The 13093-nt window shown below is 70.2% G+C and carries 16 protein-coding genes; 10 read left to right on the top strand and 6 right to left on the bottom strand.

Annotated features, from left to right (window positions below; genetic code table 11):
- From ACFV4K_RS12395 to ACFV4K_RS12380, 4 genes are all read left to right on the top strand, one after another.
- Window positions 1-532, top strand: a 532-nt coding sequence (locus ACFV4K_RS12395) for a GntR family transcriptional regulator (RefSeq protein WP_379274378.1), incomplete at its 5' end; no start/stop codon positions are given.
- 56 nt (window positions 533-588) lie between these two features.
- Complete coding sequence (locus ACFV4K_RS12390; RefSeq protein WP_379274376.1) at window positions 589-1977, top strand: allophanate hydrolase; 1389 nt, start codon at window positions 589-591, stop codon at window positions 1975-1977.
- Window positions 1974-2672: a cysteine hydrolase family protein gene (locus ACFV4K_RS12385; protein WP_379274374.1), complete on the top strand. Its 699-nt coding sequence runs from the start codon at window positions 1974-1976 to the stop codon at window positions 2670-2672. Before ACFV4K_RS12390 ends, ACFV4K_RS12385 begins: the two co-directional genes overlap by 4 nt.
- A gap of 12 nt (window positions 2673-2684) precedes the next feature.
- The gene (locus ACFV4K_RS12380; RefSeq protein ID WP_379274372.1) at window positions 2685-4259 is read left to right on the top strand and encodes a regulator; all 1575 of its coding nucleotides are present in this window, start codon (window positions 2685-2687) and stop codon (window positions 4257-4259) included.
- Between the two features lie 13 nt (window positions 4260-4272).
- Here ACFV4K_RS12380 and ACFV4K_RS12375 read toward each other — a convergent pair whose 3' ends face one another.
- Complete coding sequence (locus tag ACFV4K_RS12375) at window positions 4273-4479, bottom strand: DUF6374 family protein (protein ID WP_379274371.1); 207 nt, start codon at window positions 4477-4479, stop codon at window positions 4273-4275.
- 165 nt (window positions 4480-4644) lie between these two features.
- On the opposite strand from ACFV4K_RS12375, the gene ACFV4K_RS12370 reads away from it, so the two are divergent.
- Window positions 4645-5094 carry a GtrA family protein gene (locus ACFV4K_RS12370; protein ID WP_379274381.1) on the top strand — a complete coding sequence of 150 codons (450 nt, stop codon included), beginning with the start codon at window positions 4645-4647 and terminating at the stop codon, window positions 5092-5094.
- A 154-nt stretch (window positions 5095-5248) separates the two neighbouring features.
- Complete coding sequence (locus ACFV4K_RS12365) at window positions 5249-5380, top strand: hypothetical protein (protein ID WP_379274370.1); 132 nt, start codon at window positions 5249-5251, stop codon at window positions 5378-5380.
- Between the two features lie 4 nt (window positions 5381-5384).
- On the opposite strand, the gene ACFV4K_RS12360 is transcribed toward ACFV4K_RS12365, so the two are convergent.
- The 3 genes from ACFV4K_RS12360 to ACFV4K_RS12350 all read right to left on the bottom strand — a co-directional run bounded on the left by ACFV4K_RS12360 (window position 5385) and on the right by ACFV4K_RS12350 (window position 7487).
- Complete coding sequence (locus ACFV4K_RS12360; protein ID WP_379274369.1) at window positions 5385-6137, bottom strand: SDR family oxidoreductase; 753 nt, start codon at window positions 6135-6137, stop codon at window positions 5385-5387.
- Between the two features lie 198 nt (window positions 6138-6335).
- A complete protein-coding gene (locus ACFV4K_RS12355) occupies window positions 6336-6704 on the bottom strand; it encodes a hypothetical protein (RefSeq protein WP_379274367.1) in 369 nt (122 codons plus the stop codon).
- 87 nt (window positions 6705-6791) lie between these two features.
- A complete protein-coding gene (locus tag ACFV4K_RS12350) occupies window positions 6792-7487 on the bottom strand; it encodes a TioE family transcriptional regulator (RefSeq protein ID WP_379274365.1) in 696 nt (231 codons plus the stop codon).
- 108 nt (window positions 7488-7595) lie between these two features.
- Here ACFV4K_RS12350 and ACFV4K_RS12345 point away from each other — a divergent pair, with 108 nt between their 5' ends.
- Entirely contained in the window at window positions 7596-8801 is a 1206-nt protein-coding gene (locus ACFV4K_RS12345) for an erythromycin esterase family protein (protein WP_379274364.1), read from the top strand.
- Window positions 8802-8854: 53 nt separating this feature from the next.
- Window positions 8855-10546, top strand: coding sequence for a bifunctional 3'-5' exonuclease/DNA polymerase (locus ACFV4K_RS12340; protein ID WP_379274362.1), 1692 nt, complete (start codon window positions 8855-8857; stop codon window positions 10544-10546).
- A gap of 101 nt (window positions 10547-10647) precedes the next feature.
- Here ACFV4K_RS12340 and ACFV4K_RS12335 read toward each other — a convergent pair whose 3' ends face one another.
- A complete protein-coding gene (locus tag ACFV4K_RS12335; RefSeq protein WP_379274361.1) occupies window positions 10648-11472 on the bottom strand; it encodes an SDR family oxidoreductase in 825 nt (274 codons plus the stop codon).
- A 152-nt stretch (window positions 11473-11624) separates the two neighbouring features.
- On the opposite strand from ACFV4K_RS12335, the gene ACFV4K_RS12330 reads away from it, so the two are divergent.
- Window positions 11625-11801 carry a hypothetical protein gene (locus tag ACFV4K_RS12330; protein ID WP_379274359.1) on the top strand — a complete coding sequence of 59 codons (177 nt, stop codon included), beginning with the start codon at window positions 11625-11627 and terminating at the stop codon, window positions 11799-11801.
- Window positions 11802-11805: 4 nt separating this feature from the next.
- On the opposite strand, the gene ACFV4K_RS12325 is transcribed toward ACFV4K_RS12330, so the two are convergent.
- Window positions 11806-12432, bottom strand: coding sequence for a helix-turn-helix domain-containing protein (locus ACFV4K_RS12325; protein ID WP_357083777.1), 627 nt, complete (start codon window positions 12430-12432; stop codon window positions 11806-11808).
- Window positions 12433-12582: 150 nt separating this feature from the next.
- Here ACFV4K_RS12325 and ACFV4K_RS12320 point away from each other — a divergent pair, with 150 nt between their 5' ends.
- Window positions 12583-13011: a hypothetical protein gene (locus ACFV4K_RS12320; RefSeq protein WP_379274357.1), complete on the top strand. Its 429-nt coding sequence runs from the start codon at window positions 12583-12585 to the stop codon at window positions 13009-13011.
- The last annotated feature ends 82 nt before the right edge of the window (window positions 13012-13093 follow it).

Raw genomic sequence — 13093 nt, 5'->3', positions numbered from 1 at the left:
GGGCACCAGCCGCGCGCCGGTGCGGGAAGCCTTGCGGCTCTTGGCGCAAGAAGGGCTGATCGAGCATCTGCCCCGGCGCGGATTCCGGGTGGCGGTGTGGTCCCGGACCGACATCCTGGAGCTGTTCGAGTTGCGGCGGGTCCTCGAGCGCTACGCCATCGACAGCGCGTTCCCGCTGGCCGCCGAGGGCGACCCGCTGCGACGGGTCCGAGCGGCACTCGAGGAGATGCGCGTCGCCGACGCCGCCGGTGACGCGTTCGAGCGCGACAATGCCCACCGCCGGTTCCACGCGGCCATCGTGGCGCTGTCCGGCAATCGGCAACTGGAACTGGCCTACGAGCCGATCCTGGTCAAGCTACAGCTGCCCATGGCCCGCAACCTGCGCGCCGAGTCCCGGCTCACCCAGCGCCACAACGGTATTCGACGGCACGAGGAGCTGCTGGCAGCCCTGGAATCCGGTGACGCCACGACGGCGCGCGAGGCGCTGTTGCGGCACGGGGAGCGGGCCTACCTGGACCTGGATATCCGCTAACACAGCGGATACATTGCGACACCGCCGATTTCACACATTCTGTCGACAATCGACAAATGGTGAACCCGAGCCCCACGATCGCGGAGATCCTGGCCTCACACGAAAGCGGCAGCGGCTCTCCGACCCACACCGCCGCCCGGGTCGCGGACGCCATCGCCGCGCGCGGCGACGACGGCACCTGGATCACGCCGGTCCCGCGCGAACAGCTGCTGGCGGCGGCCGCCGAGATCGAGCGACGGCCCGGCGCGCGCACGCTACCGCTGTACGGAGTGCCGTTCGGGGTGAAGGACAGCATCGACGTCGCGGGCCGGCCCACCACACTGGCCTGCCCCGACTACGGCTATACCGCCACCAGGACCGCGCCCGCGGTCGAGCGCCTGCTGGAGGCGGGCGCGCTGTTCGTCGGCAAGACGAACCTCGACCAGTTCGCGACCGGCCTCAACGGCACCCGCACGCCGTATCCGATCCCGCGCTCGGTGTTCGGCGGCGAATTGATATGCGGCGGTTCCAGTTCCGGGTCCGCCCGCGCGGTGGCGCTCGGCGAGGTGCCGTTCTGCGTGGCCACCGACACCGCCGGGTCGGGGCGGGTTCCCGCGGCGCTCAACGGAATCCTGGGCTGGAAGCCCTCGCGGGGGCTGATCAGCGCGCGAGGCCTGGTCCCGGCGTGCAAATCGCTGGACTGCCTGACGCTGATGGCGGGCACCGTCGAGGACCTCGATCGGGTCTTCGAGGTGATCGAGGGCGTGGATCCACACGATCCGTGGAGCCGCCCGCGCGGGCCGCGCTTCGGCGGCGGGCGGTTGCGGGTCGGACTGCCCGATCCCAGCGAGCTGGAGTTCTTCGGGGACGAAGTGTTCCGCACCGCGCACCTCGACGCCCGGAATCGACTGGTACGCCGCGGCTTCGACTGCGCGCCGACCACCCTGGAACCGTTCCTGGCCGCCGGAGAACTGCTCTATCAGGGCCCGTGGGTGGCCGAGCGGCTGGTGGAGTTCGAGGACTTCCTCGCCGAGCGACCGGATTCGATCCTGCCGGTGATCCGCGAAATCCTCACCGGCGGTTTCCGATTCACCGCGGTGGACGTCTTCCGGGCGCAGCAGCGCCTGCAAGAACTGCGCGCCACGGTGGCTCGGGTCTGGGACGACGTCGACGTGGTGGTGACGCCGACCATCGGCACCACGTTCACCGTCGCGCAGGTGCTGGCGGATCCGATCGCCACGAACACCGTGCTGGGCCACTACACCCACTTCGGCAACCTGCTGGACCTCACCGCGATCTCGGTGCCGATGGGCCTCGCCGCGGACGGCCGCCCGCTGTCGGTGATGGTGTTCGGCCCGGCGCTGGCCGACGACGTGGTGCTGGCCGCGGCGGCCCGCCTGCTCGACGAACCGCGCCCGGTCGTGGCGCACGCGGATCTCAGACTCGTACAGAAGGAACGGCGATGACGGCACTCTCCCGCGTTCCGGCGCGACCGGGCGACTTCACCTTCGACCCGAACCGGGTGGCGCTGCTGGTCATCGACATGCAACGCGACTTCCTGCTCCCCGGCGGCTTCGGCGAGAGCCTGGGCAATGATGTGGCCCTGCTGCGCACGGTCATCGAACCGCTGGCCGGGCTGCTGGCCACCGCACGGGCGGCCGGGATTCCCGTGATCCACACCCGCGAAGGTCATCGGCCCGACCTGTCGGATTGCCCGCCCGCGAAACTGCTGCGCGGGGATCCCACCCAGCGCATCGGCGACCCGGGCCGGTTCGGCCGCATCCTGATCCGCGGCGAGTACGGGCACGACATCATCGACGAGCTCGCGCCGGTGGACGGCGAAGTGGTGATCGACAAGCCCGGCAAAGGCGCGTTCTACGCGACCGGGCTGGCAGATGTACTGGCGGACAGGGGAATCCACTCGCTGCTGGTCACCGGTGTCACCACCGAGGTCTGCGTGCACACCACGGTGCGCGAGGCCAACGACCGCGGATTCGAATGCCTGGTGGTCTCCGACTGCGTCGGTTCGTATTTCCCGGAGTTCCAGCGCGTCGGGCTGGCCATGATCGCCGCCCAGGGCGGCATCTTCGGCTGGGTCGCCGACTCGGCCGCGGTCCGCGCCGCCCTCACCTCCGCCGTCTCCCCCCGCCCGGTCCAGTGAACAGGAAAGCCCATGTCCGTCGAAACCCCGATCGCCGGTGAAACCGGCAGCGCCGCACCGCTGTCGCTGCCGTGGTGGACCCGCGGCGACACCAATGCCTTCTTCGGCCTGTCGTTCAATATCCTCGTCAATGTCCTGACCCTGACCACGCTGTCGATCGCGGTGGTGAAGATCCCCAGCGCCGACGTGCTGGGCACCGTACTGCCCGCGCTGGGTGTGGCGCTGGTGCTGGGCAATCTGTACTACATGCTGCTGGCGCGGCGGCTCGCGCGGCGTGAGGGCCGCGCGACGGTCACCGCGCTGCCCTACGGGCCGAGCGTCCCGCACATGTTCATCGTGGTGTTCGTGGTGATGCTACCCATCTATCTGAAGACCAACGACCCGGTGCGGGCGTGGTCCGCGGGTCTGGCGTGGGCGTTCATGATCGGCGTGATCGTCATGATCGGCGCGTTCGTCGGACCGTACATTCGCCGGATCACCCCGCGCGCGGCCATGCTCGGCACGCTGGCGGGCATCTCGATCACGTTCATCGCCATGCGCCCCGCCGCGCAGATGTGGGAAGCGGCCTGGATCGGATTGCCGGTGCTGGCCATCATTCTCATCGGCTTCTTCACCGATGTGCGACTGCCCGGCAATGTTCCGGTCGGCCTGGTGGCACTGCTGGTGGGCACCGCCATCGGGTGGATCGGCGGCTACATGTCGGTGCCCGACGTCTCCCGGGCCGCACACGATATCGCCCTCGGGTTGCCGGACCTGCGCCTGCACCTGCTGTTCGACGGGCTCGCGCACCTGGCGCCCCTGCTGGCCACCGCTATTCCGCTGGGCGTCTACAACTTCACCGAGGCCATGAGCAATGTCGAGAGCGCCGCCGCCGCGGGCGACAACTACAACCTGCGCAGCGTGCTGCTGGCCGACGGGTTCGGCGCGATCATCGGGTCCGGTTTCGGCTCGCCCTTCCCGCCCGCCGTCTATATCGGCCACCCCGGCTGGAAGGACGCGGGCGGACGGACCGGCTATTCGCTCGCCAGTGGAGCGATCATCGGATTGATGTGCCTGCTGGGCCTTTTCGGCGTGCTCGCCACCCTGCTCCCCATTCCGGCGATCGTCCCGATCCTGCTCTACATCGGCCTGCTGATCGGCGCTCAGGCTTTCCAGGCCGTCCCGCGCCTGCACGCGGTCGCGGTGGTGGCCGCGCTGCTGCCCAATCTGGCCGAGTGGGGCGTCGGCCAGATCGACAACGCGCTCAGCGCCGCCGGGACCTCCGCCGACAAGATCGGCGCGGGCGCGCTGGGCCAGGCCGGCGTGGTCTACGACGGCCTGAAGACCTTGGGCGCGGGCGCGGTGCTGGCCGGGCTGGTCCTCGGCACCATGGTCACGTTCATCCTCGAAAAGCGCTTCCGCGCAGCCGCTCTCGCCGCCACGGTCGGCGCCGCGCTCAGCTTCGTCGGCCTCATCCACGCCACCGAGGTGGCCTGGGCCGCCGCCCCGAAGGTCGCCCTCGGCTACCTCTTCTTCGGACTCGTCTGCCTCGCGTGCTCGTTCCTGCGCGGCACCCGCCCGGCCCCTGACCCCGACCTGCCCGACTGAGCCGCTCGGGCGGTCACCGTCTCGCATCCGACGGCGGCCGCCCCGCACCACCCCCATCGGTCTCGTCCAGAAAGATCCGCAAGCCCTCCCCGATCTTGCCCGCCGCATTCTCCAACTGCTCGGGCGAGAGCACCTTCCCGAACGACGCTGCCTTCAGCAGCTGCCGCTGCACCTCCTCGAGGTTCATCGTCGCCCAGTCGCGTCGTGAGAGTTCCGCCATGGTCGGGGACAATACCTCGAGTAGAACGTTTGTTCGAGTGCCGGAATCGTGACAGCGGCGCGTCAGGGCGGTGTCAGCTCCGTGTAAGCGGGGGTGGGGATTGTCGGTGGCGTGAACAGCACTGTGATCGCCGATTCCGGACTGCGGACGATGTACCGGGAGCCGATGGATCTCGGGGCCCTCGATCCGGGCTTCGAGCGCGGGCTCACCGCCGTGGGCCGGTTTCTGCGTGGGGATCATGTGGTCGCGCAGTTGATTCGGTTCGCGGTGGTGGGTGGGGTCAGCAATATCGCGTATGTCCTGATGTTCATGGCGGTGAACGGGAGTGGGGCGCTGGTGGCGAATATCGCGGGGTCGGTGATCAGTACCGCGATCGCGAACGAGTTGCACCGGCGGTTGACTTTCCGGGCGGCCGGGCGGGTGGGGTGGTTCAGCGCACAATGGGAGGGCGGCGGGCTGGCCGCGGCCGGGCTGGTGATCAGTACGGCGGCGTTGGCGGGGCTCGGTTTCTGGGCGCCCGGGCTCGGGGAGCTCAGCCAGGCGACGGCCGTGCTCGTGGTGATGGCGGCGGTCGGCGGGATGCGGTTTCTCGCGCTGCGCGGGTTCGTGTTCTGAGGCGGGGTGTCACATTTCGATCGGCCGCGGTGTCCAGTGGGTGACACGAAAGACGGGAGCCCCGCCATGATCGGTACTCACCACCGGCTGGAAGCGATTCGGCGACACCGCGTCGTTCGACACCACCTTGGTCAACGGCCATCCCGCACTGGTCATGCGACGGGACGGTGAGGTGGACACCGTCCTGGCGTTGCGCATCGACGACGGCCTCATCACCGGGTTGTACGCGGTCCGCAACCCGGAGAAGCACTCCCACATGGACCACGTGACCGCGCTGAGCCGCTGACCCGTCAGCCGCGGCCGATGTAGGGCATGCCCGTCGCCATCACGGTCACGAACGGGACGTTCACGTCCAAGGGCAGGTCGACGGTTTGGGCGACGACCCGGGCGACGTGGGCGGCGTCGATGGTCGGTTCGGAGCGGATGCTGCCGTCGGCCTGCAGTGATCCCGCCGCGATGCCGGCGGTGAGTTCGGTTGCGGCATTGCCGATGTCGATCTGCCCGACCGCGATGCGGTGGGCGCGGCCCTCCAGGTTGAGCGCCTTGGTGAGACCGGTGATGCCGTGCTTGCTGGCGGCGTAGGCCACCGTGTTGGGGCGCGGGGTGTGGGCGGAGATGGATCCGTTGTTGATGATCCGCCCGCCGCGCGGCGTCTGGGTCTTCATGAGCCGGAACGCGGCCTGCGCGCACAGGAACGCGCCGGTGAGGTTGATGTCGACGACCTGCCGCCACTCCCCCGCGGACAGTTCGTCGATCGGCTTGCTGGGCCCGAAGATCCCGGCATTGTTGACCAGCACGTCCAGCCGCCCCCACTGCCGCGTGAGGTGCGCGAACACCTCGTCCACGGCGGCGGGATCGGTGACATCGGCGGGGACGACGTCCACGCCGCCCGGGCCGGGTGCGGCCGCGGCGGTCTCGTCGAGGGTGGCACGGGTGCGTCCCACCGCGACGACCTGATGCCCGGCGGCGGTCAGCGCGTGGGTCATGGCGCGCCCCAATCCGGCTCCGGCTCCGGTGACGAGAACGATCTTCGATGTGGTCACGGGATCCGAGCGTATTCGGTCAGTCCGCGGCCCGATCGGCCGGAAGCACGTTGGTGCGCAGGTGCCGGACCAGGGCGACCAGCCGTTCGAGGGTGGCGTGCTCGGGATCGGCGAGCCGCAACTGGAGCAGTTCGCGACCGGAGGCGTGCAGGATGCGCGCGGTGTATCCGGGAGCCGATTCGCGGGAGTGACGCGAGGTCAGGCGGTTCCGGCCGCGGTCACCCGGGCCGCCAAACCGTCGAGCACGACGGCTCGCTCGGGTGGCACGCCGATGTGCATGTGCACCAGATCGGTTCCCGCGGCGGCGAATTCGAAGGTGAAGAACGAGCAGCAGCTGGTTTCGCGGGCGGCGAGCTCGCGGGCCCGGGGTTCGGCGCTGCCGTCGAGGTCCAGCCGCAGCCGGGTCGCCGAGATCCGGTCCCAGCCGAGCACCGCGTCGCGGAACAGGGCGTCGAATTCGGCGACGCGCAGCGGTTGTTCGACGGTGGGTAGCGCGCACGCCTCCACCGGGACCCACGACGGCGCGGGGAGGTTGCCGATCGATCGAATCTCGGGTTTGCCGGCCATGACTCGCACCTCCTGCCGCCCGGGCCATCGGTCCGGGATCTCCCTACGATGCTAGGCCGTTCCAGTGGGCGCGGCACAGAGCCGTGATCACATCCGCTCGCGCAGAAGGAGATAGGCGTCGAGTTGGGCCGCGCCGGACAGCAGGGCACGGCCGCGGGCGTTCATGCGCTGCTGCCAGGCGGCGAGGAAGGCGGTCAAAGCCTCGGTTCCGCCTGCCTCGTGCAGGGATTCGAGGAATTGCGCGACGTGGGACAGCGGGTATCCGCCGCGGCGGAGCTGCCGGGCGATCTCCGCGTCGCGCACGACGTCGGGCCGGTACTGGCGATAGCCGGTGGCGGGGTCGCGGTCGGGGCGCAGAATGCCCTCGGTCTCCCAGGTGCGCAGGGTCGCGGCGTGCACGCCGAGGCGGTGCGCGAGTTCGCCGACGGTCAGCGGGCGGCCGGGAATCGGGGCGGGCGGTGCGGCGGAGAGGCTGTCGAGTGCGGTCGCGACATCGGTGAGGGTGATGCGTTCGGCGTGCAGCGCGGTGTGTGTGGCGTCGATGAGCCGATAGGCGGCCTCGGTGTCGCCGCGATGGCAGGCGCGCAGGATCTCCGCGGCGCGTTCGTGGCCGTGGCCGACGCGCAGGGCGAGGAAGGCGCGCAGGGCTTGCGCGTGTGCGGGGGTGTAGCGGCGGTAGCCGTTGTCGGCGCGCTCGGTGGGCGGGAGGATGCCCGCGTCGTCGTAGTTGCGGATCGCCTGTGCCGACAGGCCGTGCTCACGGGCCAGATCGATCGGCCGCACCGCCATCTCCTTTGAGGGTTTTCCTGCACTGAACAGGATACTTTTCACGTAAGTCTCACTCGAACCTTCAACGATACTGTCGAAGGCAGTCCTTCTGGAAGGAGTGCCATGTCCGCAACCACCCCCACCTCGCTGAGCGCGATCGGCCGCCGAGTCGATGATCGCGCGAACCTGGGCCTCGCCCTGGACGAGTTGCTGTCCACCCGCACCACGCCCCCGGCCGTGTTCGCGCTCGGCGAGCCGACCCACGGGATCGCGGCATTCCCGCTGCTGCGCAACGACATTCTGAGCCAGCTGGTCGACCGTGGGTTCCGGTCGATCGCGTTGGAGATCGATTTCCTCGCGGCGGGATTCGTCGACGACTACGTCAATGGGTCGGAGGCGGCGATCGACAGCGTGCTGTCCGCGGGGTTCAGCCACGGGTTCGGATCGATACCCGGTAATCGCGAACTCGTCGAGTGGCTGCGTGACTACAACGCGGGCCGCGCACCCTCGGATCGGGTGCGCTTCTACGGATTCGATGCGCCGGTGGAATATTCGGGCGCGCCGAGCCCCCGGTCCGCTTTGTGCGCGCTGGCCGGCCGACTGCCGAAAGCTCTGCTGCCCGCATCGGTCACTGAACTCGACGCCCTGGTCGGCGCCGACTCCGAGTGGACGAACCAGGCGGCCATGTTCGATCCGTCGGCATCGATCGGCGACTCCGAGCGCGCCCGCGCGCTGCGCCTGATCGCCGACGACCTCGCCGATACGCTGCACCGCGCGGGACCCTCGCTGCGCGCGAACGATCCGACCGGCTACGCCGAAGCCGTCGCCCAAGCGCGGATAGCGGTGGGGTTGCTGCGGTACCACGCCGCCATGGCCACCCCCGGCCCCGACCGCATCGGCAGCCTGTCCAGCGTGCGATCGGAGATGATGGCGGACAACATCCTCGCGATCGTCGAACGCGAGCAGCAGCGCGGCCCGACCCTCGTCTTCGCGCACAATTCGCACCTGCATCCCCGGGTGCCGGACCAGCCCGCATGGAGCAATGCCGGCGCGCTGGCCGCCTTCACCCTCCGCGAGCGCTATCTGTTCGTCGCGACCGACGCGACCCCCGATCCGGTTCCGGGCACTCTCCAGGGCATGCTCGCCGAGGCGACCCCCGGCCGCGCCCTGTTCCCGGCACGGGCGCTCGGCGCCGCTCTGTCCCCCGTGATCGTGTCCGCCGAACCGATCGTGCGCGGCCACTTCCCGCTCACCATCGCCGATCTCGACGGCGCCGACGCGGTCGTCTTCCTCACCGACACCGACGGCGTCCAGCATCAATACTGGTAGCGGACGCCCGCCGCGCGGACACCCGGCCACTGTCGGGTGTCACGGAATTGTCTGTGCCCACTGCCAGACTCACCGGTATGCGGTGGGCGGTGGCGGAGACGGGTGACGGCGGGGCACGGGTGTGCCCGCTGGACGAGCGCGGCCGACCGGCGGGCCCGGTGGTCGAGGAGTCCTCGCTCGCGGAGGCGGTGCGGGCGCGGCCGGAGGTCGAGCGGTGGGTGTGGCGGTCGACGGCGGCGATCTACAAGCGGCTGCTCGACACCGGGGTGCGGGTGGATCGCTGCTACGACGTGGAAGCGGCCGAGGCGCTGCTGATCGGGCACGAACAGGGCCAGTCGGGGCAGGCCCGGTCGCTGGCCGCCGCGTGGGCGCGCCTGCACGGCCTGCCGGTTCCCCAGGACGCGCCCGCCCGGGCCGCCGACACCGAACCGACCCTGTTCGAATCCGGGCCGGTGCCACTGCCGTCCGGGACCGACGAGTTCACCGCGCTGCTCGAGGTGTACGCGGGACAGGTGGCGCGCACCGCCACGGCCGAACACCCGGCCCGCATGCGCATGCTGCTCGCGGCCGAGTCCGCGGGGCTTTTGGTGGCGACGGAGATGTCACGCGCCGGGATTCCGTGGCGCGCCGATGTCCACCGTGAGCTGCTCGATTCCCTGCTGGGCGAACGCGTGCCCAGCGGGTCGGAGCCGCGACGGCTGGCCGAACTCGCCGACGAGGTGTCGCGGGCCTTCGGGACCGGGGCGCGGGTGCGGCCCGACCTCCCCCAGGACATCATCCGCGCGTTCGCGCGCGCGGGAATCCTGTTGTCCTCCACCCGCAAATGGGAACTCCAGGACATCGACCATCCGGCCGTCGAACCGCTGCTGGAGTACAAGAAGCTCTACCGCCTCCACACCGCCCACGGCTGGTCCTGGATCGACCAGTGGGTGCGCGACGGCCGATTCCGCCCCGAGTATCTGCCGGGCGGCACGGTGACCGGCCGCTGGACCACCAATGGCGGTGGCGCGCTGCAGATTCCGAAGATCGTGCGCCGCGCGATCCGCGCGGACCCCGGGTGGCGGCTGGTGGTCGCCGACGCCGACCAGATGGAACCCCGAGTGCTGGCCGCCATCTCCCGCGACCGCGGCCTGATGGAGGTGGCGGGCCGCGGCGAGGACCTCTACGCCGACCTGGCCGCCCGGGCCTTCGGCGGTGACCGCGCCCAGGCCAAGATCGCCATGCTGGGCGCGATCTACGGCCAGACCTCCGGCGACGCGCTCACCCACATGGCCGAACTGCGGCGACGCTATCCGGCCGCGGTCGCCTTCGTCGACGACGCGGCCACCGCCGGCGAACAGGGCCGCCTGGTCCGCACCTGGTTCGGCCGAACCTGTCCTCCCGCAACCGCTTTCGACCAAACCGACGACGAGGCAGGCGGTTCCCCGGGTTTCGGCAGCACCCCGCGGGCCCGCGCCCGAGGCCGCTTCACCCGCAATTTCGTCGTCCAGGGCAGCGCCGCCGACTGGACGCTGCTGGTGCTCGCGGGCCTGCGCCACGCCCTGCACACCGCCGGACTGCGCGCGGAGCTGGTGTTCTTCCAACACGACGAGGTCATCGTCCACTGCCCCGAGGAGGAGGCCGCGACCGTCGCCGAAGCGATCGCCGTGGCCGCGGACACCGCCGGTCAGCTCGCGTTCGGGCCGACCCCGGTGCGCTTCCCGTTCACCACCGCCATCGTCGAGTGCTACGCGGACGCGAAATAGGCCTGGTCGGGAGCGCCAGCCGCTCACGGCGTTTCACCCACCCAGGGCGGCGACTGCCCCGCAGTGTTCGTCGGCCGCCTGCGCTACTCATCGCGCGAGCCTCACTGCTCGCCCGCGCTCTCCAGCAGTCGCGCCTGGTAGTGCCGCATACCCGCCAGCCAGCGGTCGTAGTCGGCGCCCTTGCGGCGGTACATGTCGAGGACTTCCGGGTGCGGCAGGATCAGGAAGCGTTCGTCGTCGACGGCGGCCAGCACCAGTTCGCCGACCTCGTCGGGGGTCAGGACCGCGCCCGCCGAGGTGACCGCGCGGGTGGCGGCCATGCCGAGGGTGTCGCCGGAGTGTTCGCCCGCGCGCAGCAGCGGGGTCTCCACACCCATGGGGCACAGGCAGCTGACCCGGATCCCGGCGTCGCCGTAGGTCACCGAGAGCCATTCGGCGAATCCGACGGCGGCGTGCTTGGTGACCGAGTATGCGGCCGAACCGATCTGGGTGAGCAGCCCCGCCGCCGAGGCGGTGCTGACGAAGTAGCCCTCGCCGCGTTCGACCCAGCCGGGCACCAGCAGCCGCGCCGCCCGGATGTGCGCGTTGAGGTTCACGTCGAGCGTGACGCCCCAGTCCTTGTCGTCGCCGAGTCCGACCCCGCCCATGACGCCCGCATTGGCGAAATACAGGTCCACCGGCCCGAATTCGGTCTCGCACCGGGCGATGAGCTCGGCGATGCGATCGGCGTCGGCCACATCGGCTCCGACCGCCACCGCCGCGCCCGGGAATTCCGGTTCCAGCGCGGCGACCACGGCCGCGGCCGCGTCGGCGTTCAGATCCGCCACCACCACCCGCGCCCCAGCGCGCACCAGCCGAGCGGCGATCGCCCCACCGATGCCGCCGCCACCTCCGGTGACGATGGCGTTCTTACCCGCGACCTGCACGGATGCTCCCTCCAGCCGATTCCGGCCGCCGATCCGCGCCAGCGGAGGCTGGATCGAACGCGCCGGCTCATGGAAATATGAACCCTGCGTCGGATTCAAGTTCATGACTCTCTCGGCGTCAACCGTCCCGGTCCCGAAAAGGTGGACAACCGATGCGGACAGCACATCCGGTGGACGAGTGGAATCGGCTGGGCAGCGGGCAGGTCGCGACCAGTGGCATCGAACTGCGGGTGGTCGAGCACGGAGAGGGCGCGGGCCACTGGATTCAGCAGCAGCGGCCCGAGGAGGTCGATGCCGCGTTGCTCGAGTTCGCGCGCGGCCTGGGCTGACCGGTCAGTCCGTCTTCAGTTGCAGCGCGTTCACCCACAGCTGGGTCAGGGTGGTGACCAGCTTCTCGAACGGAATCCGTTGCTTCTGAACGAAAACCATCGACGCCATCCGGCTCACCATGGCCGACAGCGCGTGCGCGGTGATCATCGGATCCAGGTCGGCGCTGGCCTGCCCGGACTCCTGTAGTTCGCGGATCATGCGCGCATTGCGCTGCGCGAACGCCTTCCCGCGTTCCATCCGCATGCGCCGGAAGTTCTCGTCGATCTGGGCGACCTGTTCGAACAGGGCCATGAGCCGGGCATTGCGCTTGTAGGACAACAGGTAATCGCGGTTGGCCGCCTCGATCAGGGCGCGCGGATCGGTGATCCCGCTGCGCTCGCGCACGTGCGGATGCAGCATCTCCTCCGACACCTGCTCGACCAGCGCGGCGAAGATCTCTTCCTTGCTGTCGAAGTAGGTGTAGAAGGATCCGGCCGCCATACCCGCCGTCTTGGAGATATCGGCGATCTTGGCGTCCAGGTAGCCGTCCCGCTCGAACACCTCCCGGGCGGCCGCGATCAGCGCACCCCGGGTCCGCTGTCCACGCCGGGTGGGCGGCGCGGCCCGCCGCGACGCACTCTCGCCTGCCATCGATTCGGACGCCAAAACTGATCACTGCCTGTCGTTTCGCGGATGATTCTCCAGGCGGCAACCGTATCAATACGGGCGGGCCGGACAGCACAGGACGGCGCGCGCCCGCCCATCCGCCGTTCGGCGGCGGGTCGGGTGGAGACTGGGTGGATGCAGGAATCCTCGCAGGTGATCGTGGTGGACGCCGCCAATGTGGTCGGGTCGCGGCCGGACGGGTGGTGGCGTGACCGGGCCGGGGCGGCGCGGCGGCTGCTCGGCGAGCTGGGTGAGCTGCGGATGCTCCTGCCCGGGTCGACGCGGATCATCGTGGTGCTGGAGGGCGCGGCCAAGGCCGCCGCCGACCAGGACGGTGACGGGCACGCCGCCCACGGTGAGAGCGGGTCGGCGGGATTGCGCGTGGTGCTGGCCGGCGGGTCCGGCGACGACACGATCGTCGAGGTGGTGGCCGCCGAGGTCGGGGGCTCTGATCCCATGCCCGCGATCACGGTGGTGACGGCCGATCGCGGATTGCGGTCGCGGGTCGAATCCCTCGGCGCGACAACGGTCGGGCCCGGCTGGCTTCGAAACCACCTGTCATAGGCGGTCTTCCACCCCTGGTGATCGCGTTTACCCTGATACCGCCCTGAGGCGATATCCCCCGCGGGTGGGATTTCCCGGGCGG

Source organism: Nocardia sp. NPDC059764, from assembly GCF_042732555.1.
Classification (GTDB): domain Bacteria; phylum Actinomycetota; class Actinomycetes; order Mycobacteriales; family Mycobacteriaceae; genus Nocardia.
This window is presented reverse-complemented; position numbering and strand designations above follow the sequence as displayed.

What these genes read in the sequence shown, in the direction of transcription:
- ACFV4K_RS12365 (WP_379274370.1), top strand. Translation starts at nt 5,249, where the DNA reads ATGCGACGGGACGGTGAGGTGGACACCGTCCTGGCGTTGCGCATCGAC.
- ACFV4K_RS12320 (WP_379274357.1), top strand. Translation starts at nt 12,583, where the DNA reads ATGCAGGAATCCTCGCAGGTGATCGTGGTGGACGCCGCCAATGTGGTC.
- ACFV4K_RS12370 (WP_379274381.1), top strand. Translation starts at nt 4,645, where the DNA reads ATGGATCTCGGGGCCCTCGATCCGGGCTTCGAGCGCGGGCTCACCGCC.
- ACFV4K_RS12385 (WP_379274374.1), top strand. Translation starts at nt 1,974, where the DNA reads ATGACGGCACTCTCCCGCGTTCCGGCGCGACCGGGCGACTTCACCTTC.
- ACFV4K_RS12375 (WP_379274371.1), bottom strand. Translation starts at nt 4,479, where the DNA reads ATGGCGGAACTCTCACGACGCGACTGGGCGACGATGAACCTCGAGGAG.
- ACFV4K_RS12355 (WP_379274367.1), bottom strand. Translation starts at nt 6,704, where the DNA reads ATGGCCGGCAAACCCGAGATTCGATCGATCGGCAACCTCCCCGCGCCG.
- ACFV4K_RS12380 (WP_379274372.1), top strand. Translation starts at nt 2,685, where the DNA reads ATGTCCGTCGAAACCCCGATCGCCGGTGAAACCGGCAGCGCCGCACCG.
- ACFV4K_RS12330 (WP_379274359.1), top strand. Translation starts at nt 11,625, where the DNA reads ATGCGGACAGCACATCCGGTGGACGAGTGGAATCGGCTGGGCAGCGGG.
- ACFV4K_RS12345 (WP_379274364.1), top strand. Translation starts at nt 7,596, where the DNA reads ATGTCCGCAACCACCCCCACCTCGCTGAGCGCGATCGGCCGCCGAGTC.
- ACFV4K_RS12390 (WP_379274376.1), top strand. Translation starts at nt 589, where the DNA reads ATGGTGAACCCGAGCCCCACGATCGCGGAGATCCTGGCCTCACACGAA.
- ACFV4K_RS12325 (WP_357083777.1), bottom strand. Translation starts at nt 12,432, where the DNA reads ATGGCAGGCGAGAGTGCGTCGCGGCGGGCCGCGCCGCCCACCCGGCGT.